The 19731-nt window shown below is 70.2% G+C and carries 14 protein-coding genes; 4 read left to right on the top strand and 10 right to left on the bottom strand.

Going from position 1 to position 19731, the window contains the following annotated elements:
- Positions 1 to 251 precede the first annotated feature (251 nt).
- Positions 252 to 1478 carry an acetyl-CoA C-acyltransferase gene (locus tag ACIRQH_RS26870; protein WP_358818425.1) on the top strand — a complete coding sequence of 409 codons (1227 nt, stop codon included), beginning with the start codon at positions 252 to 254 and terminating at the stop codon, positions 1476 to 1478.
- The gene (locus ACIRQH_RS26865) at positions 1475 to 3601 is read left to right on the top strand and encodes a 3-hydroxyacyl-CoA dehydrogenase NAD-binding domain-containing protein (protein WP_358818426.1); all 2127 of its coding nucleotides are present in this window, start codon (positions 1475 to 1477) and stop codon (positions 3599 to 3601) included. Before ACIRQH_RS26870 ends, ACIRQH_RS26865 begins: the two co-directional genes overlap by 4 nt.
- A gap of 149 nt (positions 3602 to 3750) precedes the next feature.
- Here the strand turns inward: ACIRQH_RS26865 and ACIRQH_RS26860 are convergent, their stop codons facing one another.
- From ACIRQH_RS26860 to ACIRQH_RS26835, 6 genes are all read right to left on the bottom strand, one after another.
- Positions 3751 to 4767: a hypothetical protein gene (locus tag ACIRQH_RS26860; RefSeq protein WP_404227148.1), complete on the bottom strand. Its 1017-nt coding sequence runs from the start codon at positions 4765 to 4767 to the stop codon at positions 3751 to 3753.
- A gap of 52 nt (positions 4768 to 4819) precedes the next feature.
- Positions 4820 to 5878: an NlpC/P60 family protein gene (locus ACIRQH_RS26855; RefSeq protein WP_404227146.1), complete on the bottom strand. Its 1059-nt coding sequence runs from the start codon at positions 5876 to 5878 to the stop codon at positions 4820 to 4822.
- A gap of 35 nt (positions 5879 to 5913) precedes the next feature.
- A complete protein-coding gene (locus ACIRQH_RS26850) occupies positions 5914 to 6396 on the bottom strand; it encodes a poly-gamma-glutamate biosynthesis protein PgsC/CapC (RefSeq protein ID WP_358818429.1) in 483 nt (160 codons plus the stop codon).
- Entirely contained in the window at positions 6393 to 8219 is a 1827-nt protein-coding gene (pgsB, locus tag ACIRQH_RS26845) for a poly-gamma-glutamate synthase PgsB (protein WP_404227144.1), read from the bottom strand. Before pgsB ends, ACIRQH_RS26850 begins: the two co-directional genes overlap by 4 nt.
- A gap of 6 nt (positions 8220 to 8225) precedes the next feature.
- Complete coding sequence (locus ACIRQH_RS26840) at positions 8226 to 10487, bottom strand: cache and HAMP domain-containing protein (RefSeq protein WP_358818431.1); 2262 nt, start codon at positions 10485 to 10487, stop codon at positions 8226 to 8228.
- 405 nt (positions 10488 to 10892) lie between these two features.
- A complete protein-coding gene (locus ACIRQH_RS26835; protein ID WP_404227142.1) occupies positions 10893 to 12119 on the bottom strand; it encodes a CapA family protein in 1227 nt (408 codons plus the stop codon).
- Between the two features lie 104 nt (positions 12120 to 12223).
- On the opposite strand from ACIRQH_RS26835, the gene ACIRQH_RS26830 reads away from it, so the two are divergent.
- Together ACIRQH_RS26830 and ACIRQH_RS26825 are read left to right on the top strand one after the other, a co-directional pair.
- Complete coding sequence (locus tag ACIRQH_RS26830; protein WP_404227140.1) at positions 12224 to 13117, top strand: hypothetical protein; 894 nt, start codon at positions 12224 to 12226, stop codon at positions 13115 to 13117.
- A gap of 4 nt (positions 13118 to 13121) precedes the next feature.
- On the top strand, positions 13122 to 13496 hold the full coding sequence (locus ACIRQH_RS26825; protein ID WP_404227139.1) for an NTP pyrophosphohydrolase: 375 nt from the start codon (positions 13122 to 13124) through the stop codon (positions 13494 to 13496).
- A gap of 259 nt (positions 13497 to 13755) precedes the next feature.
- Here the strand turns inward: ACIRQH_RS26825 and ACIRQH_RS26820 are convergent, their stop codons facing one another.
- From ACIRQH_RS26820 to ACIRQH_RS26805, 4 genes are all read right to left on the bottom strand, one after another.
- Positions 13756 to 15294: an amino acid permease gene (locus tag ACIRQH_RS26820; protein WP_358818433.1), complete on the bottom strand. Its 1539-nt coding sequence runs from the start codon at positions 15292 to 15294 to the stop codon at positions 13756 to 13758.
- Positions 15295 to 15442: 148 nt separating this feature from the next.
- Positions 15443 to 17374 (bottom strand): 1-deoxy-D-xylulose-5-phosphate synthase, encoded by a 1932-nt coding sequence (gene dxs, locus ACIRQH_RS26815; protein WP_358818434.1) that lies wholly within the window; start codon positions 17372 to 17374, stop codon positions 15443 to 15445.
- A gap of 214 nt (positions 17375 to 17588) precedes the next feature.
- Positions 17589 to 18881, bottom strand: coding sequence for an ABC transporter permease subunit (locus ACIRQH_RS26810; RefSeq protein ID WP_358818435.1), 1293 nt, complete (start codon positions 18879 to 18881; stop codon positions 17589 to 17591).
- Positions 18878 to 19672, bottom strand: coding sequence for an ATP-binding cassette domain-containing protein (locus ACIRQH_RS26805; protein ID WP_358818436.1), 795 nt, complete (start codon positions 19670 to 19672; stop codon positions 18878 to 18880). The genes ACIRQH_RS26810 and ACIRQH_RS26805 overlap by 4 nt, the downstream gene beginning before the upstream one ends.
- Between the last annotated feature and the right edge of the window lie 59 nt (positions 19673 to 19731).

Below are 19731 nucleotides of genomic sequence, written 5' to 3'. Positions count from 1 at the left end.
GGCCGGGACTACGCCGAACGGGCTCCGGAGGCCGTTTTGGAACGTCGAGTTCACGCCAAGATCCGCGGGCCGGGCCGGGGCGCACGCGGGTACGCCCGCGGATCCCTTCGTACGCCTTACGGATGTGACCTTCACCGCTCCCGGCCGCGGGACTGGGCACGATGGTTACTCGTAAGTAGCATGGGTGCTGAGCGCGCGCTCAGGCGTGTGCCCGCGCAGCAGTGCCATCCCGCATCTGGAGGAGAGCCATCGTGCCTCGTACCGTCAGGGACGTCGTCTTCGTCGACGGCGTCCGCACCCCGTTCGGCAAGGCGGGCCCGAAGGGCATCTACCACGAGACCCGCGCCGACGACCTCGTCGTGAAGGCCATCCGGGAGCTGCTGCGCCGCAACCCCGGTCTTGACCCCAAGAAGATCGACGAGGTCGCCATCGCGGCGACCACGCAGATCGGTGACCAGGGCCTGACCCTGGGCCGCACGGCCGGCATCCTGGCCGGGCTGCCCCAGTCGGTCCCCGGTTACTCCATCGACCGCATGTGCGCGGGCGCGCTGACCGCCGTCACCGCCACCGCGGGCTCCATCGCCTTCGGCGCGTACGACGCCGTCATCGCCGGCGGTGTCGAGCACATGGGCCGTCACCCCATGGGCGAGGGCGTGGACCCGAACCCGCGGTTCGTCAGCGAGAAGCTGGTCGACGAGTCCGCCCTGTTCATGGGCATGACCGCCGAGAACCTGCACGACCGCTACCCCACGATCACCAAGCGGCGCGCCGACGAGTACGCCGTGCGCTCGCAGGAGAAGGCCGCCAAGGCGTACGCCAACGGCAAGATCCAGCAGGACCTGGTGCCGGTCTCGGTGCGCAACACCAACGCGGAGGTCGGTGAGACGGGCTGGGGCCTGGTCACCGCCGACGAGCCGATGCGCCCGGGCACCACGCTGGAGAACCTCTCCGGTCTGAAGACCCCGTTCCGCGTGCACGGCCGGGTCACCGCCGGCAACGCGGCCGGTCTGAACGACGGCGCGACGGCCTCGATCATCGCCTCCGAGGACTTCGCCCGCGAGCACGACCTGCCCGTGCGGATGCGCCTCGTCTCGTACGCCTTCGCGGGTGTCGAGCCGGAGGTCATGGGTTACGGCCCGATCCCGGCCACCGAGAAGGCCCTCGCGAAGGCCGGTCTGTCGATCGAGGACATCAACCTCTTCGAGATCAACGAGGCCTTCGCCGTCCAGGTGCTCGCGTTCCTGGAGCACTACGGCATCGCCGACGACGACGCGCGCGTCAACCAGTACGGCGGCGCCATCGCCTACGGCCACCCGCTCGCCTCCTCCGGCGTCCGTCTGATGACGCAGCTGGCCCGCCAGTTCGAGGAGCAGCCGGAGGTCCGTTACGGCCTCACGACCATGTGCGTCGGCTTCGGCATGGGCGCCACGGTCATCTGGGAGAACCCGCACCACAAGGACGCCGGAGGCGACAAGTGAGCACCACCGAACTCCTCAAGGGCGCGGCCGAGCTGTTCCCCGACGAGGTCGTGACGTCCGCGCACGTACGCCACCTCGACCTGCCGTTCGGTGCCGGGCGCTTCGCGCTCATCACCCTCGACAACGGCTTCGACCACACCAAGCCGACCACCTTCGGCCCCGCGTCGCTGGCGAACCTCGACGCCGCCGTCGACCAGGTCGAGAAGGAGGCGGCGGCCGGGGAGATCGTCGGTGTCGGCGTCACCGGCAAGCCGTTCATCTTCGCGGTCGGCGCCGACCTCAAGGGTGTCGAGCTGCTCAAGCGGCACGAGGACGCGCTCGCCATCGGCAAGGGCGGCCACGAGGTCTTCAAGCGTCTGTCGGGCCTCGCGGTCCCGACCTTCGCCTACTACAACGGCGCGGCGATGGGCGGTGGCGTCGAGGTCGGTCTGCACTGCACCTACCGGACCGTCTCCGCGTCCCTGCCGGCCTTCTCGCTGCCCGAGGTCTTCCTCGGTCTGGTTCCCGGCTGGGGCGGCTGCGCGATCCTGCCGAACCTGATCGGCGCCGACAAGGCCGTCTCGGTGATCATCGAGAACTCGCTCAATCAGAACAAGCAGCTGAAGGGCGGCCAGGTCTACGACCTCGGCATCGCCGACGCGCTGTTCGAGGGCGCGGACTTCCTGGAGCAGTCGCTGCTGTGGACGGCCGCCGTCCTCAAGGGCGACATCGCCATCGAGCGCCCGGCGATCGACCGCGGTGAGGCCTGGGACCAGGCCGTCGCGCGCGGCCGGTTCATCGCCGACAGCAAGGTGCACGGGGCCGCTCCGGCCGCCTACCGCGCGCTCGACATCATCGCCGCGGCCAAGGACGGGGACCTGCAGAAGGGCTTCGACGCCGAGGACACGGCGCTCGCCGACCTGATCATGGGCGGCGAACTGCGTGCGGGCATCTACGCCTTCAACCTGGTCCAGAAGCGCGGCAAGCGCCCGGCGGGTGCGCCGGACAAGTCCCTGGCCCGCCCGGTCACCAAGGTGGGCGTCGTGGGCGCGGGCCTGATGGCCAGCCAGCTCGCCCTCCTCTTCCTCCGCCGCCTGGAGGTCCCGGTCGTCCTCACGGACATCGACCAGGCGCGCGTCGACAAGGGTGTGGGCTACGTCCACGCCGAGATCGACAAGCTGCTGCTCAAGGGCCGCGTCAACCAGGACAAGGCCAACCGCCTGAAGGCCCTGGTCTCCGGTGTGCTCGACAAGGCCGAGGGCTTCTCCGACGCGGACTTCATCATCGAGGCCGTGTTCGAGGAGATCGGCGTCAAGCAGCAGGTGTTCGCGGAGGTCGAGGCGGTCGCTCCGGCGCACGCGATCCTCGCCACCAACACCTCCTCGCTGTCGGTCAGCGAGATGGCGTCGAAGCTGAAGAACCCCGAGCGGGTCGTCGGCTTCCACTTCTTCAACCCGGTCGCGATCCTCCCGCTCCTGGAGATCGTGCGCGGCGAGCAGACGGACGACGCCTCGCTCGCCACGGCGTTCGCCGTCGCCAAGAAGCTGAAGAAGACCGCGGTGCTCACCAAGGACGCCCCGGCGTTCGTCGTGAACCGCATCCTGACCCGCTTCATGGGCGAGATCCAGAACGTCATCGACGAGGGCACCTCGGTCGAGGTCGCCGAGAAGGCCATCGAGCCGCTCGGGCTGCCGATGTCCCCGCTGGTCCTGCTCGAACTGGTGGGCCCCGCGATCGGTCTGCACGTCTCGGAGACCCTCAACCGGGCCTTCCCGGACCGCTTCACGGTCTCCCCGAACCTCGCGGCGGTCGTCAAGGCGGGCAAGCGCGGCTTCTACGTGTACGACTCCGGTAAGCCGGAGCTGGACCCCGAGGTCGCCGCGCTGCTCCGGCAGGGCGATGTCGTCCTGACCGAGGAGCAGGTCCGTGACCGCGTCCTGGACGCCGTCGCCCAGGAGATCGGGCTCATGCTCGACGAGGGTGTCGTCGCCGAGGCGCAGGACATCGACCTCTGCCTGATCACCGGCGCCGGTTGGCCGTTCCACCTCGGTGGGATCACGCCGTACCTGGACCGGGAGGGTGTCTCCGAGCGGGCCACCGGCAAGCGTTTCCTGGCCCAGGGCCTCGCCTCGGTCCCCGCGTAACGCCCCACGGCCTGTACCGGTGCCCCGCACGTCAGTCGACGTGCGGGGCATCGGTGCAGGCGGAGACACTGAAAGGCTTGGCCCGTCCGGGCGATTGAGGACGAGGCCCGTTCAGGCCGGAGCGGGGCGCCGGGGGCGGCGCCCCCGGGTCACACCTGCTGCCAGGGTTCCAGGGCGAGGACCGGTTCGGGCTTGCGGCGGGTGACGAGGAGTTCCCCGGTCCCAGGGGAAAGGCTCGCGGCGACGACGCGCCCGTACTCGTCCTCCGCCAGCGACACCAGCGCGTCGGCGGGAAGTTCGGGCCCCGACTCCGTCCACCACGCCCCCGCCGCCTCGTCCTCGGTCGGATACGCGGCGAACGCGACCCGCCCGCTCGCGGACCGCTGCGCGAGCAACGTGCAGTCGTGCCCGTCGAGTTCGCAACGGATGGCGCAGACGGGCCCCGACCCGGCGGAGGCGAGGACGGGTACGGGCTTGGTGCCGGGACGCCAGGCGCACACGTCGCCCGACTCGTCGGTGAAGAAGAGCGTGGTGGAGTCGAAGGAGGTCGCGAGCGCGCGCAGGGTGTCCGCGCGGACCGGTGCCTCCAGCGCCTCCTCCAGCGCCGGCTCGGCACCCGCCTCCTGCTGGCGCCAGTGCAGGACACCTCCTGGGACGGCCGCGTACAGCTCGACCAGGCCGGATGTCCCCGTGACGGCCGCCAAGTCCCCTTGGACATCGTGCCCCTTGAGGTCGCGCCAGGGCCCCCAGCCGCCCTTGAGTTTCTGGGCGATCATGCTCACCCCGCCGCCCTTGTTGCGGACGAAGACGTGGGCACGCCCCTCCGCGTCGACGGCGACGGCCGGGGTGCCGGTCCGGCCCCCGGTCCGGTCGGGATGCCCGATCGGGTGCCAGTCGAGCGCGGCGAGGTCCGGCCGGTAGTGGGTCGAGTGGACGAGCCCCGACTCGTCACGGACCGTCGGGCGCCAGGAGACGAGGTGGGCATAGCGGTCGGGCCCCTGGCCCAGGGCCAGTACGGGGTGCAGGCGTTGACCGCCGCCCACGGTGCGCGGCGGATCCCAGGGGCCACCGGGTCCGCGCTCCGCCCGGCAGCGGACGGCGGCCTCCGACAGCAGGTACACACTGAGCCTGCCGTCGCGGCCGCGTATGAGCCAGTCGACGTTCACCGCTTCACCTTAATCGGGGACGCCCCGCACACCGAGGCCCGCCCCCGCCCGCTCACAACCGCTTGGCGCTGCGCAGGAGACCGGCGTAGAAGCCGTTCCCGTCGATCCGGGACGCGCCGCCCTTGTCGCCCATGGTCGGCCCGTTGACCTCCTTGCGGCTGGAGATGAAGACGCGGTGACCGTCGGTGTCGACACCCAGGTACAGGGCCACGTGGTCGAGGTGGTTGCCGGTGCGGTGGTCCATCTTGAAGAAGAGGAGGTCACCGGGCTGGACGACGTCGATGTTCTTGGGGCGGGTGTACCAGGGGGCGGGGCCGGAGAGCTTCAGGATGTCGACGCCCACCTTGGAGCGGGCCATGCCGTCGGCGCTGCGTGCCAGTCCGTCGCCCGACGTGTTCGTCGCCATCAGGGGGTAGCGGGCCCGGTAGCCCCAGATCATGCGCATGAAGCCGGAGCAGTCCAGGGCGCGGTAGCGCTCCTTGCGGGCCTGCATCGTGGAGCCGTCGCGGAACGAGTAGTTGATGCCGAGGTAGTCGTAGAAGTCGTTCTGTTCGAGGCGGTCGACGCCGTCGTCCTTGAACGGGCCGAATACCGCGTCACCCGCGTACGGAACGCCCTCGTCGTCCTTCTTCACCGGCGCGCCGGCGACGTACTGGAAGGCGATGGCGAAGATGTCGTCGGCCTCGCTGCCGTAGAACTCCTTGAACCAGTCCTTGAACCACTTCTCCTTCTCGGCGCCCTTGCGCCAGGCCTCCGGCATGAGGCGCACCCAGTCCTGGGTGACCACGCGGGACTGGGTGTTGGCCGGTTCGGTGAAGGTGCGGGAGGGGCCGCGCAGGGTCGCGGTGCGGGCTCCGTCCGTGAAGGTGGCGAGGATGTCGCCGTTCTCCCCGCGCAGTACGGACCGCGTGGGGTTGTTCAGGCGCTCCCAGGTCTGCTTGCCGGTGGCCTTCCCCGAGTTCTCCAGGTCGGGCCGGTCGGTGACGGCCTGCACGGCCGGGACCTTCGCCTCCTCGTCCTTGCGGAGTTCGAAGGTGAGGAAGGCGCTGCCGGTGAGCAGCACGAGGACGGTGGCCGCGTGAAGAACGGGACGGCCTTTGCGCTTCGGCATGGTGACGGCTCCAATGGTTCCGAAGAGAAGGCGGGTCAGGCGGTCGGCATGGCGCCGAGGAGGATTCCGGCGGTCAGCACGACGTAGGTGGCGAGCGTGACCGAGCCGGTCGACAGCAGCGTGGCCCCCTTCGGCTGGCGCACCAGCTGGTAGCCGATGAGACCGGGGACGATGAAGCCCAGGGTCTGGTTGGCGTAGAGCAGCGGGAACTCCATCTGGAGCACGATGATCACGGTCGCCTGGATCAGCACGCCGGACAGCACGACGGCCGCGAACAGACGCTTGCCGTAGAGGATCACGAAGCGCTGGAGGAGCAGCGTGGTGACGTACGTCAGGACGGTGACGCCCACGACGAGGGCGGCGCGCTGCAGGTCCTCGATGAGGGTGAGCGCCAGCCAGCCCGGTGTGATCATGCCGCCGGGCGAGAGGTTGGTCGTGAGGTAGCAGATCAGCGAGAACATCAGGCCCAGGCCGATGCCGATCGCGGCGATCTCGGGGGTGAGGACGGAGGGGATCAACGGGGCTCTCCTGGGCTGTGCCACTGCTGGTCGTCGGTGGGGTGTGTGGGAGGTACGCGGGGTTCGAACAGGCCACGGGACGGGGGCTGTTCACCGTGCTCGGGCGGCTGGGGCCGCGCGGCGCCGGGTCCCTGCGACACGTCCGGCCAGGCGGCGGGCGCCTGCTCCGGCCGGCGGCTCTGGTGGGCCGCCCCCTCGGTCTGCTGCGGATGCTGCGGCTGGTGCGGGTACTGCGGCTGCTGCGCCTGCTGCGGGAAGTCGTGAAGCGTCGGCCCGCGGCGGGTCTGCGCGCGGCCCTCCGGCGAGAGCACCGTCTGCGGGTGGTTCTGCTGCGGGTGCCCGGTCTGCTGGTGGGCGTCCTGGCGGTGGCCCTGCTGCGGCCGGCCCTGCTGCGGGTACGGGTTGTCCGCGGAACGCTGCACGGGGACCTGGGGCTGGGACCGGTCGGCCTGCGGTGCGTACCGCGTCTCGTACGCCTCCGAGTACCGCTGGTACGGGTCGATCCGCGGCGCGTACAGCTGAACGGTCTCGACGTGCTCGCGTACCGCCACCGTGGTGCGCGGTGCGGCGGAGACCCCGGGCCCCTTGCCCTTTCCGTCCCCACGGCCGTCGTCGACACTCTCGGCGCTGTCGTCGGCGCTCTCGTCGGCGGGAAGTTCGGCGAGGTGCTCCAGCAGGTGCTCGCCCTGGCCGTGGATGTTGCCGATGGCCACCAGCGAGCTGTCCGGCCCGAGTTCGGCGAGGAGCCGCCGCATGAACTCCTCCGGGTCGCGGCGGTCGCCACCGAGGTCGACGGCGCGGGAGCGGTACTGGGCGGGCATGGCGTCGATGGCGCTCTTCGCCGGGTGACCGATGACGAAGACCTTGTCGGGGTCCAGCTGCGGGATGATCTCGCCCATCTGCCCGTTCCGCTCGACGCGGTCGGGGCGGCAGTTGATGACCACGTTGAGCGGACGGTGGACGGCGCCGAGGTCGAGCAGCTGGTTGATGTTCATCAGCGTCGACTCGGGGTCGTTGGCCGCGAAGACGTTGGCGAAGCGGACCTTCTTGCCGTCCTCGGTGACATACCGCTCGACGGAGAGGACACCGGGGTCCGGCGGCGCGTCGTACATGCCCTGCAGGGCCGTCTCGCGCTCCACGCCGAGCAGTTCGGCGACGGTGAGCGCGATCGCCACGTTCTCCTTGAAGGTGAACCAGCTGAAGCCGCGCAGTTCCTCGTCCGAGACCGTTTCCGGGTCGGCGTAGATCAGCTTGCAGTCGCGGGAGTCGGCCTCCTCCTGGAGGATCGCGAAGCGTTCCTGCTCGGCGGTGACACAGATGCCGCCCTCCGGCATGGACCGGGAGAGCGAGCGGGCCACGTCGTCGAGGGTGGGGCCCATCTCCGCGAGGTGGTCCTCACGGACGTTGCACAGGACGCCGATCGTGGAGCGGATCAGCTTGGACTGGTTGATCTCCTGGAGCGCCGGCATCACGGCCATGCACTCGATGACGAGCGCGTCCGGGTTGTACGCGGCGGCGCGTCGGACGATGCCGATCTGCTCGACCACGTTGGCGATGCCGAACTTGCGGTAGACCGGCTCCTCGGTGGCGTCGGGATGGATGAAGCGGGCGGCCGTGCCGGTGGTCTTGGCGACGGTGGCGAGGCCTCCGCCGCGCAGCGCGCCCGCGCAGAGCCGGGTGATGGACGACTTTCCGCGGATGCCGTTGACCAGCACCCGGGTCGGGATGTTGTCCAGGTTGGTGAAGTGGCGCCGCTGTTCGACGATGCCCGCCACGAGCAGGATCGCGCAGCACACCATCAGGACGGTGTAGAGGAAGAGCACGGCCGATCAGTTCCTAACCTGCTGCTGCTGGGCCGTGCCGGGTGCGCTCCGGCGTGGCGTTGGCTGCTGTCTGCGCTGTTCCTGGAGCTGCTGGCGGACGAGTTCGAGGGAGCGGGTGACCGCGCCGACCTCGTCGTGGTTGCGCGGGAACAGGACGGTCTTGCGGTCGCCGTCGGCCAGCGCCTCGGCCTGGCCGGCCAGGGCACGCAGCGGGCGGGCCACCACGATGTGCATCCACCCGAGGCAGGCGGCCGCCGCCGCGGCGCCGAGCAGTCCGGCGAGCACCGTGCGGTGCTGGACGTCGTACTCGGGGATCGCGAGCCGGTCGGCGGGCTGCCAGCTGACGACGGTCCAGCCGAGCTGTTTGGCCGCGCCGCCGCCCACGAACGGGGCCGCCGCCGCGATCTGCACGCCGTTCTCGCGGTAGAGGACACCGGCGGCGTGCGCGGACTTGCCGACCTTCTGGCCGGATGCGGAGACCAGGTCCTTGAGACGCTCGTCGGGCAGCGACTGGAAGGCGAGGTAGCCGGTGTTGCCGGCGATGACCTCGCCCTTGTCGTCGACGAGGCGGACGACGCCGAGGCCGGGCCGCTTGAGCACGGAGTTGAGGAAGTCGATGCGGAACTCGCCGACCAGCGCGGAGCCGTCACGGCCGGGGATCTCCGCGGTGCCGACGACGAGCGGCTTCTTGCCGCCCTGGCCGAGCAACTGCAGCGGGTCCGCGGTGGCGGGCTTGGGCCGGGCCTCGCGGGGCTCGTCGCCGACTCCGGCGACCACGTCCCCTGAGGCGTCGACGACGTAGAGCGCCTGGTAGCGAAGGTGCTGGTTGAGGGTGCGGTCGAGGACCTTGGTCATGTCCGCGGGGGTGGTGCGGTCGCCGATCAGCGTGGCGACGGACTGGAGGTCGGCCTCGCCCTCGTTGAGCGCCCGGCGCACCCGGTCGGTGAGGGTGTCGGTCCGTTCCCGCTGGTCGTTGACGAGCTGCTGCGGGACGACGACGGTGCCGTCGGCGCGGTTCAGGATGAGCAGCAGCGGGGCGGACCAGGCGAGGAGGAGGACCGCGCAGACGGCGAGGAGGGCGCGGGTGCCGACGCGGCGCAGGCCTCGCGGGGGCGGCGCGGAGTCGTCCCGGTCCGCCGGTCCGCCGAGCAGTTGTCCGCGCAGCCTTTCGAGGGAGAGGCCGATCCGACGGGCCTCGCCGTAGCCGGGGACGCTCACCGGGCGTGCCAGGTCGCCGCGGGTGAGGCGGCGCGACTCCAGGAAGAGCCGGATGAGCGGTCGCTGCACCGTGCCGAGCAGTACGGCGACGGCGATGCCGCCGACGACGAGGAGCGCTCCGGCCGCGATCAACCCGAAGACGGGCGAGGTGGAACGGGTGGGGTCCTCGGCGACCTTCACCATGGCGACCACGGTGAGTCCGAGGGCGGTCGCGGTGGTGGTCTCGCCGGGTTCGGGCGAGGAGAGGCCGGCGTAGCCGCCGACGGACCGGTCGCTGAGGAAGCTGCCGCCGAGCAGGCTGCCGCTGACGCCCAGGTAGCCGCCGGAGCCGGGCTCCTTGGTGCTGAGCGGGTGTTGAGCGGCGCGGCCGGCCGCCTTCTTCGCGAAGGCCTTGAGCTGCTTGTTGGAGGCGGCGACCTCCTCGCGCTGGAGGTCGGTGAGGACCTGCTCGGGCTCGGGGATGCCGTCGCTGCTGAGGATCGTGCCGGAGCGGTCCACGACCGCGATGGAACGGAACTGGCCGAGGCTGATGCCGGGGAACTTGAGGCTGTTGGAGGCGACGAGCAGCAGCTGCGGCTTCCCCGGCCACGAGAGCAGCGCGAACGACAGCAGCCGGACCTCGCCGTTCTCCAGGCGCACCATGCGCGGCGCGAGCCCGCCCTCGGCGCCGAGCGTGGACCGGTCGAGGGAGGTCAGCGGCACGGTCTCGCCGCGGGTCGCGACGAGCTTGCCGGACCGGATCTCGACGACCGCCGTGCCCATCCACTTCTGGTACGTGTTGCCCAGTTTGTCGAGGACGGTGTCGGCGGAGACCGGTGCGCCGGCGCTGAACAGCGCGGCCGAGCGGTCCAGGTCGGTCACCGACTCGTCGATGGAGGCGCGCATGGCGATCGCGCCGTCCTCCGCGAAGTGCTGCTGCGACGTCTGCACGGCCTTGGGCACCGAGGTGTCACCGGCCGGGCCGAGAACCAGTGCGGTGACGGCCGCCAGGGAGAGGAGGAGCGCCGACAGGACCGCGATGGGCGGTCGTATGCCGCCAAGCAGCGACATGTCAGCTCTGCGGCGAGCACGGTGCTGCCGCGCCGGGGGCGATGGCGCCAACGGACAGGTCCTCTCAAGCGGTTGTACGGGCGTGCGGGCACGGAAACGGCCCGCGTGCGGGTGCGGGTGCGGCGCGGGGACACGGCTGGGAAAACTGAGTCTCCGCGCGTGTCAGACCCGCCGGGGTGTCAGAAAGTTGCACGGATCAAAAGTGATCTGGACAACATCATGTTTTAGTTGGGCATCTTCGGGCAGGAGTCGTCAATTCCGGTTCAGATGAAGTTCAGCCGGATGTCGGGCTCTGGACATGTCCGGCCCTGACATGTCGGCCCCCGCCCAGGCCGGTCCGGCCCAGGACGTGCTTCGCGCCCGGCCCGTCGAGGGGGCCGGGCGCGTTCAAGACGCCGGGTGTTCTCAGCCGGGCAGCTCCGTGAGGGGCTTCAGGCCGTCCTTCGCCGCTCCGCGGTTCAGCATGGTGCCCTCCGTCCGCTCGAAGGCCAGCCGGAGGCGGGAACGTTCCTGGTCGCTGAGGTCGTCCCGCTTGAGCTCGGCCGCCACGTCCACCAGCCGGTAGTTCTCCACCCCGCCCTTGGCGGGCTCGGCCGGGGTGCCGTCCGTGGTGACCTCGGGGTCCGGCGGGATCTCCACGAGGGTCGGTTCGTAGCGGGCCTCGACGTCCCACTTGCCGCCGCGCTGCGTGAAGGTGAACCACCCGATCACGCCCTCCTCGGTCAGCCCCGTGGGCACGTCGTGACGTGCGACCTGATTGCCGAGGCCGTACGCGATCCATGTGCCGTCGACCTTCTCCATCGGCTGCACGACGTGCGCGTGGTGGCCGATGACGAGGTCGACAGTGGTCTCACGCGCGAGCCGGCGGGCGAACTCGAGCTGCGGGGTCGACGGGTTGGGGTGGTGCTCACGGCCCCAGTGGATCGAGAGGATCACGACCTCGGCGCCGGCCGCGCGGGCCTGCTTCTCGGCCTTCTTGATCCGGCTCAGGTCGTTCTGGTTGACCAGCCAGGGCTTGTCCTTCGGCAGCTCGTGGGCGTTGAAGCCGAAGGCGAAGGAGATCTGCGCGACCTTCACGCCCTTGACGTCCATGACCAGCGGGGTGAGGGCGTCCTTCTCGGTCCGGAAGGAGCCGGTGTGCTTCAGTCCGGCCGCGTCCAGGGTGTCCAGGGTGCGCTTCACCCCCTCGTACCCGTGGTCGATCGAGTGGTTGGAGGCGGTGGAGCAGGTGTCGTAGCCGACGTCCTTGATGGTCCCGGCGATCTGCGGCGGGATGAGGAAGTTGGGGTAGCTCTCGAAGGGCCCCTTCGGCTTGCCGATCACCGGCTCCATGTGGCAGATACCCAGATCGGCCATGCTGATCACGGGCTTGATCCCGGCCATCAGCGGACCGAAGTCCAGGCCGTTCGTCCCCTTGCCGGTCTTCTTGGCGTCGGCACTGGCCTGGTCGATCAGCTGAGGATGGATCAGGATGTCCCCGGCTGCGGCGACGGTGAACGACCGGCCGCCCCCCTTCGACGAGGAGTCGGAGTCCTCGCCGCCTCCGACGAGCCCGCACCCCGCCAGTGCGGCGACAAGGGCCAGCGGGGTGAGGAGAGTGGGCAGGGTGCGGCGGCTACGACGTCTGGTCACCGAGATATCTTGATACAACCATGAGGGCAAACCGCTCCAGAACGATAACGATCGCAACACTTCTCCTGGTCCTCACCGCTCTGGGCGGTTTGGGGACAGTTGTCGTGCGCGGGACCCACACCAAGGGGGAGAATCCCTCCGCCGACCGGCACGGGGACGGCCCTCCGTCCGTCGACCTGGCGCGCTCCGTCGCCGCCTACACCGCTCGGTTCGCGCCGCACGGCTCCTTCCGTCCGCCGTCCCGAACCGATCGGGAGACCATCGCGGACGGCGTCGGCCTGCTCCTCGACGGCCACCGTGAACAGGCCGAACAGCGTCTCGCCGAGGTGGACTTCGCGCTGCGCACCGTCGTCGACAGCTCGACCGGCCGACGATTCGCAGAGGTGTACGACCGCGTCGACCAGGGGCCCGCGCCGCGCGGCTGGGGCCGCGTCCTCGTCGACCTGGAGCACCCGGTCCGATGGTCGGTACAGGTGCCCCATCCGGTCGCCGACCAGGACACGGAGTTGCTCGGCGTACGAGTTCTGAGGGGCGCTCCGGGGGGCCTGCTCGTGATTGCTGGCGCACATCGCAAATCCGGAGAGGGGAATGCGGCGGACGTGGCCCACCGGCGGGACACGGTGTTCCACGCGATCTGCGCCGAACTCGTCCGGCGCCATGTCCCGGGCGTCCAGCTGCACGGGTTCGCCGAGAAGTCGGCCCCGCGGTACGACGTCATCGCCTCGACGGGAGCCGGCGAGGACGGTCTCACCGCCGGCCGCCGGCTCGCCGACGCGCTGGGCGACCGGGACTTCGCCGTGTGCCGGGCCTGGACCCGCTCCTGCCCGCTCGCCGGGCGGGACAACGTGCAGGGGCGGGCGGCCGCCGACGCCGGGGTGCCGTTCCTGCATGTGGAGTTCGCCCCCGGACCGCGGACGAACGATGGTCAGGCCGCCCGGGCCGCCGAAGCCCTGTCCTTCGTGACGCGCGCCTGGGCCGGGAGTGCTCTGGCAGGGTGAGGGCATGACGACTCTGCTCATCGTGGACGGCGCCAACGTGGTCGGATCCGTGCCCGACGGATGGTGGCGCGACCGGCGTGGAGCGGCCGAGCGGCTCCGGGACGGGCTGGCCGGCCTCGCGGAGGCAGGGGTGCCCGGTCGTGCCGGCCCACTGGAGATCGTCCTCGTGGTGGAGGGCGCCGCCCGGGGAGTGGGCTCCGTCCCCGGAGTCCGGGTGGACGAAGCACCGGGCAGCGGTGACGACCGGATCGTGGAGCTCGTGGCCGGGGCGCCCGACCGTCCCCGCCTGGTCGTCACGGCCGACCGCGAACTGCGGCGGCGGGTGACCGAACTGGGCGCCGAGGTCACCGGGCCGCGGACCGTACGCCCCGGTTCCTGAACCGGCCCCCTCACGCTTAGGGGGCTGCAACCCGCCGCCGCGGATCCCCTCGCGGCACGGGCGGGCCCCCGAAGCGCTACGCCGGACCACCGGGCCTTCCCGGCTCCCCGGCTCCCCGGCTCCCCGGCTCCCCGGCTCCCCGGCGGAGCGTGGACACATCACCGGCCCCGCACGTCCGCGCCGAGACGGGGGACGTACGAGGCCGGAGGGCTCCCGGGCGGTAGCGCGGCGTGCAAGGCCGAGCCGGGCGGCTGGACCGCTAGGCCGCGGGGCCGCTCGGCGGGGGGCCTGCCGGAGGGGTTCCGCCGGTGCTGGGGGCCGGTTCCTGGGGGCCGGCCAGACGGCTGTGCGTGCGGCCGTACAGGAAGTACACGACGCAGCCGATCACCATCCAGATCGCGAACCGTAGCCAGGTCTCCGCGGGCAGGTTCAGCATCAGCCACAGGGACGCGAGCACCGACAGGATCGGCACCCAGGGAACCAGCGGGGTGCGGAAGGCGCGGTGCAGGTCGGGGCGGGTGTGGCGCAGGATGATGACCCCGATGGCGACCACGACGAAGGCGAAGAGCGTGCCGATGTTGACCAGCTCGGCCAGCGCGCTGAGGCTCGTGAAGCCCGCGACGATCGCGATGATCACGCCGAGCAGGATCGTCGGCCGGTGCGGGGTGCGGAACCGCGGGTGGACGCGGGAGAAGAACCGCGGCAGCAGCCCGTCGCGGCTCATCGCGAAGAAGACACGGGTCTGGCCGAGCAGAAGGATCATGCAGACCGTGGTGAGGCCGATGGCGGCGCCGAAGCTGATGACGCCCGCGTACCAGGGATGTCCGGTGGCCTTGAACGCGTCGGCGAGCGGGGCGTCGACGGACAGCTCGGTGTACTTCTGCATGCCCGTGACCACGATCGACACCAGGACGTAGAGCGCGGTGCAGATGAAGAGCGAGCCGAGGATGCCGCGCGGCATGTCCCGCTGCGGGTTCTTCGTCTCCTCGGCTGCCGTCGCGACCACGTCGAAGCCGATGAAGGCGAAGAACACGACGGACGCGGCGGTGAAGATGCCGAGCAGTCCGAAGTTGGTGGGTGCCCAGCCGAACATGAGCTGGATCAGCGGGGATTTGATGCCGCTGCCCGCCTCCACGTTCTGCGCCTTGGGAATGAACGGCTTGTAGTTGTCGCCCTTGATGAAGAAGGCGCCCGCGATGATCACGATCATGACGACGGTGACCTTGATGGCCACGACCAGCGTGGTGATCCGGGCGGAGAGCTTCACGCCGATGACGAGGATGGCGGTCAGGACGAGCACCAGGCCCGCGGCGAGGATGTCGAACCCGAACCCGGTGGCGCCCTCGCGCCCGCTGAGGGACTCGGGCAGATGCCAGCCCGCGTTGTCCATCAGCGAGCGGACGTAGCCCGACCAGCCGACGGCGACCACCGCCGTGCCGAGCGCGAACTCCAGGACCAGGTCCCAGCCGATGATCCAGGCGGGCAGCTCGCCGAGGGAGGCGTAGGAGAAGGTGTAGGCGGATCCCGCGACCGGCACCGTGGAGGCGAACTCCGCGTAGCAGAGGGCCGCCAGGCCGCAGGCGACACCCGCGACGACGAAGGCCAGTGAGACGCCGGGTCCCGCGTTCTCCTTGGCGACCTTGCCGGTGAGGACGAAGATGCCGGTGCCGATGATGACGCCGACACCGAACACGGTGAGATCCAGAGCGGACAGCGACTTCTTGAGTGCGTGCTCCGGCTCCTCAGTGTCGGCGATCGACTGTTCGATCTTCTTCGTCCTGAAGAGGGTGTTCCTCACGGGCGTACCTCCCACGCTTGTCGTCCTCGACATCATCGAGAGGGCGGGTGACACCTATGCCCCGACGCGGGCCCCGTTAACGCGAACGGCCGGTTTCACCACCCGTCCAGGGTGCTGAAACCGGCCCTTCGGCCCTGCTGTCGGTGCGTCAGTCGCGCGCCGGCTCCACCGCGTCCACGGCCTGCGGGGTGTTCCGCTCGTAGCGCCCGTCGAGCTTGGCGACCAGGCCGGTGACCTGCCGGGCGATGTCCGGCGCGGTCAGCCCGATCTCCGCCATGACCTCGGCGCGGGAGGCGTGGTCGAGGAAGCGCGGCGGGATGCCGAAGTCGCGCAGCGGTACGTCGACGCCCGCGTCGCGCAGCGCCTGGGCGATCGTGGAACCGACGCCACCGACGCGCGAGTTGTCCTCGACGGTGACGACGACGCGGTGCTGTTCGGCGAGCGGGGCCATGGCCTCGTCGACCGGCTTGACCCAGCGGGGGTCCACGACGGTGGTGGAGATGCCCTGCTGGTCGAGGAGCGTGGCGATCTCCAGGCACATCGGGGCGAGCGCGCCGATGGAGACCAGGAGCACGTCCGGTGCGTCGGTGCCGGGCGCCCGCAGGACGTCCATGCCGCCGATCCGGCCCACGGCGGGGACGGCCGGGCCGACCGCGCCCTTGGAGAAGCGGACCACGGTGGGCGCGTCCGTCACCTCGACGGCCTCGCGCAGCTGGGCGCGGACCTGGTCGGCGTCACGCGGTGCGGCGAGCCTGAGGGTGGGGACCACCTGGAGGATCGACATGTCCCACATGCCGTTGTGGGAGGCGCCGTCGGTGCCGGTGACACCCGCGCGGTCCAGTACGAAGGTGACGCCGCACTTGTGCAGGGCCACGTCCATCAGGACCTGGTCGAAGGCCCGGTTGAGGAACGTCGCGTAGACGGCGAAGACCGGGTGGAGGCCGCCGGTGGCGAGGCCCGCCGCGGAGACGGCGCCGTGCTGCTCGGCGATGCCGACGTCGTAGATGCGGTTCGGGAAGGCGTCGGCGAACTTCTTCAGGCCGACGGGCTGGAGCATCGCGGCGGTGATCGCGACGATGTCCTCGCGCTCCTTGCCGAGCGCGACCATCTCGTCGCCGAAGACGGAGGTCCAGTCGGCGCCGGAGGCCTTGATGGGCAGGCCGGTGTCGGGGTGGATCGGGCCGATGCCGTGGAAGCGGTCCGCCTCGTCCTGGAGGGCGGGCTGGTAGCCGCGGCCCTTCTCGGTGAGGCAGTGCACGATGACCGGGCCGCCGAACCGCTTGGCGCGGGCGAGGGCGGACTCCAGGGCCTCGATGTCGTGGCCGTCGATCGGGCCGACGTACTTCAGGCCGAGGTCCTCGAACATGCCCTGCGGGGCGATGAAGTCCTTCAGACCCTTCTTCGCGCCGTGCAGCGTCTCGTAGAGGGGCTTGCCGACGACCGGAGTACGCCCCAGGAGGTCCTTGCCGCGGGCCAGGAAGCGCTCGTAGCCGTCGGTGGTCCGCAGGGTCGCCAGATGGTTCGCGAGGCCGCCGATGGTCGGTGCGTACGACCGCTCGTTGTCGTTGACGACGATGATCAGCGGGCGGTCCTTGGCGTCGGCGATGTTGTTCAGCGCCTCCCAGGCCATGCCGCCGGTGAGGGCGCCGTCACCGATGACGGCGACCACGTGGTCGTCACGGCCGAGGACCTCGTTCGCCTTCGCCAGGCCGTCGGCCCAGCCGAGGACGGTGGAGGCGTGCGAGTTCTCGATGACGTCGTGCTCGGACTCGGCCTGCGAGGGGTAGCCGGACAGGCCGCCCTTCATCTTCAGCCGGGAGAAGTCCTGGCGGCCGGTGAGCAGCTTGTGCACGTAGGACTGGTGGCCGGTGTCCCACAGCACCCTGTCCTTGGGCGACTCGAAGACGCGGTGCAGGGCGAGGGTCAGCTCCACGACACCGAGGTTGGGGCCGAGGTGGCCGCCGGTCTTGGAGACCGCGTCCACGAGGAAGGTCCTGATCTCGCCGGCCAGCTGGTCCAGCTGCTCCAGGCTGAGCCGGTCCAGATCGCGCGGTCCCGTGATGCGGGTCAGCAGCGGCACCCGTGCCTCCTTGCAGTAGAGCTGTTGCCGGGCTTTGTCGAGTCTAATGTTCCGCCTTTTCGGGCGCGGGCCGGGCCCGTCGAACTACGTCACACGATCGGCGGTACCGGGCGAGAACGCACGTTCGTGTCCGAACCTGACGGCGTCGGGTCCGGACGTGACTGTGCCCGGCACCGCCATTGGCGCCGGGCACAGGACTGAGTGGGTCGGGACCCTACGCGCGACCCGCCGACTTCTGGGTCTTGCGGGTGACGGCGTCGATGACGACCGTGGCGAGAAGCACACCACCGGTGATCATGTACTGGACCGGCGAGGCGATGCCCTGCAGAGCCAGGCCGTACTGGATCGAGACGATCACCAGAACACCGAGCAGGGCGTTCCAGGTGCGACCACGGCCACCGAAGAGGCTGGTGCCACCGATGACGGCCGCCGCGATGGCGTTCATCAGCAGGTCACCGGCACCGGCGCCCTGGTTGGCGGAGGCGATCTTCGAGGCGATGAACAGACCGCCGATGGCGGCGAAGGTGCCGGAGATCGCGAAGACCGAGATCCGGACCATCTCCACGTTGATGCCCGCACGCCGGGAGGCCTCGACGCTGCCACCGAGCGCGAAGATCTTCCGGCCGTACGCGGTGCGGCGCAGCACGAAGTCCGTGAGCAGCAGGACCGCGACGAAGATCACCACGGCGAGCGGCAGGCCCTTGTACTGGTTGTACACAGCGCCGACGGCCAGCGTGAGGACCGCCAGAAGCGCGGTGCGCACGATGATCTCGCCGAGCGGCTGGGACGGCACGCCGGCGGCCTCGCGGCGACGGTTGCCGAGCAGCGAGGTGACGAAGTACCCGGCGGTCACGACGATCGCGAGCGCGTAGGCGGCGGCCACATCGGAGAAGTAGTAGCTGGTCAGCTTGGCGACGATGCCGTTGCTGTCCAGGTTGATGGTGCCGTTGCTGCCCAGGATCTGGAGCATGAGGCCGTTCCAGAACAGCAGACCCGCCAGCGTGACGGCGAAGGCCGGCACACCGATGCGCGCGAAGAAGAAGCCCTGGATGGCACCAGCGACCGTGCCGGTGAGTACGGCCAGGACGAGGGCGAGCCACTCGTTCATGCCGTGGGTGACGCTGAGTACCGCGAACGTCGCCCCGGCCACACCGGAGAGCGAACCGACCGACAGGTCGATCTCACCGAGCAGCAGCACGAAGACGATGCCGACCGCGATCATGCCCGTGCCGACCATGGCGACGGAGATGTCGGAGAGGTTGCCGGCGGTGAGGAAGTTCGAGTTCAGGCTCGCGAAGATCGCCCAGATGATGATCAGGCCGATCACGACGGGGATGGAGCCCAGGTCGCCGGACTTCACCTTCCGCTTGAACTCGGTGACGTAGCCCTTGACACCCTGCTCGCGCACGAGCAGTCGCGGGTCTACGACGGGGACCGCCGCAGCGGCCGCCTCCGGGTTCGGTACCGCGTGGTCCTCAGGGGACTCGGAGGTCTTGTCGATGCTCACTTCTGAGCCTCCCCATTGCTGCTGCGCGCCGCACGACGGGTCACGGCGTTCTCCGTGGCGCCCGTGATGGCGGAAATGATCTCTTCCTGGGAGGTCGACTTGACCTCGAAGACGCCGTTGTTGCGCCCGAGGCGCAGGACGGCGACCTTGTCGGCCACGGCCTTCACGTCAGCCATGTTGTGGCTGATGAGGATGACCGCGTGACCCCGCTCGCGCAGACGCTCGACCAGGTCGAGAACCTGGGCGGTCTGCTCGACGCCGAGCGCGGCGGTGGGCTCGTCGAGGATGACGAGCTTGGGCTCACCGAGCATCGAGCGGGCGATCGCCACGGTCTGGCGCTGACCGCCGGAGAGCGAGGCGATCGGGATGCGGACGCTGGGGATGCGGATCGACAGCGTGTCCAGGAGCTCGCGGGAGCGGCGCTCCATCTCGACCTCGTCCAGGATGCCGCGCTTCTTCACCTCGCGCCCCAGGTAGAGGTTGCCGACGACATCGATGTTGTCGCAGAGCGCGAGGTCCTGGTAGACCGTCGCGATGCCCAGGTTCTGGGCGTCGTGCGGGCGGTTGATCTGGACGGCCTTGCCGTCCCACTCGATCGAGCCCTCGTCGATGGGGTGCACGCCGGCGATCGTCTTCACCAGCGTGGACTTTCCGGCGCCGTTGTCGCCCACCAGGGCGACCACTTCACCGGCGTGGACTTCAAGCTCTACATCGGTGAGCGCCTGGACGGCACCGAATCGCTTGGAGACCCCGCGCAACGCCAGAACAGGCGTAGCGGACACGTTAACCATCTCCTTCGCCGCCTGACCCGGCGGGAGGTTGTGCAGAAGTTTGTGGAGGGGTGTTCTCT

The organism is Streptomyces sp. NPDC102279 (assembly GCF_044766365.1).
Lineage (GTDB): Bacteria > Actinomycetota > Actinomycetes > Streptomycetales > Streptomycetaceae > Streptomyces.
This window is presented reverse-complemented; position numbering and strand designations above follow the sequence as displayed.

Bases quoted from the DNA above. Each gene is read 5' to 3' on its own strand.
- ACIRQH_RS26825 (WP_404227139.1), top strand. From the start codon at position 13,122: ATGACGACTCTGCTCATCGTGGACGGCGCCAACGTGGTCGGATCCGTG.
- ACIRQH_RS26805 (WP_358818436.1), bottom strand. From the start codon at position 19,672: ATGGTTAACGTGTCCGCTACGCCTGTTCTGGCGTTGCGCGGGGTCTCC.
- ACIRQH_RS26840 (WP_358818431.1), bottom strand. From the start codon at position 10,487: ATGTCGCTGCTTGGCGGCATACGACCGCCCATCGCGGTCCTGTCGGCG.
- ACIRQH_RS26855 (WP_404227146.1), bottom strand. From the start codon at position 5,878: ATGCCGAAGCGCAAAGGCCGTCCCGTTCTTCACGCGGCCACCGTCCTC.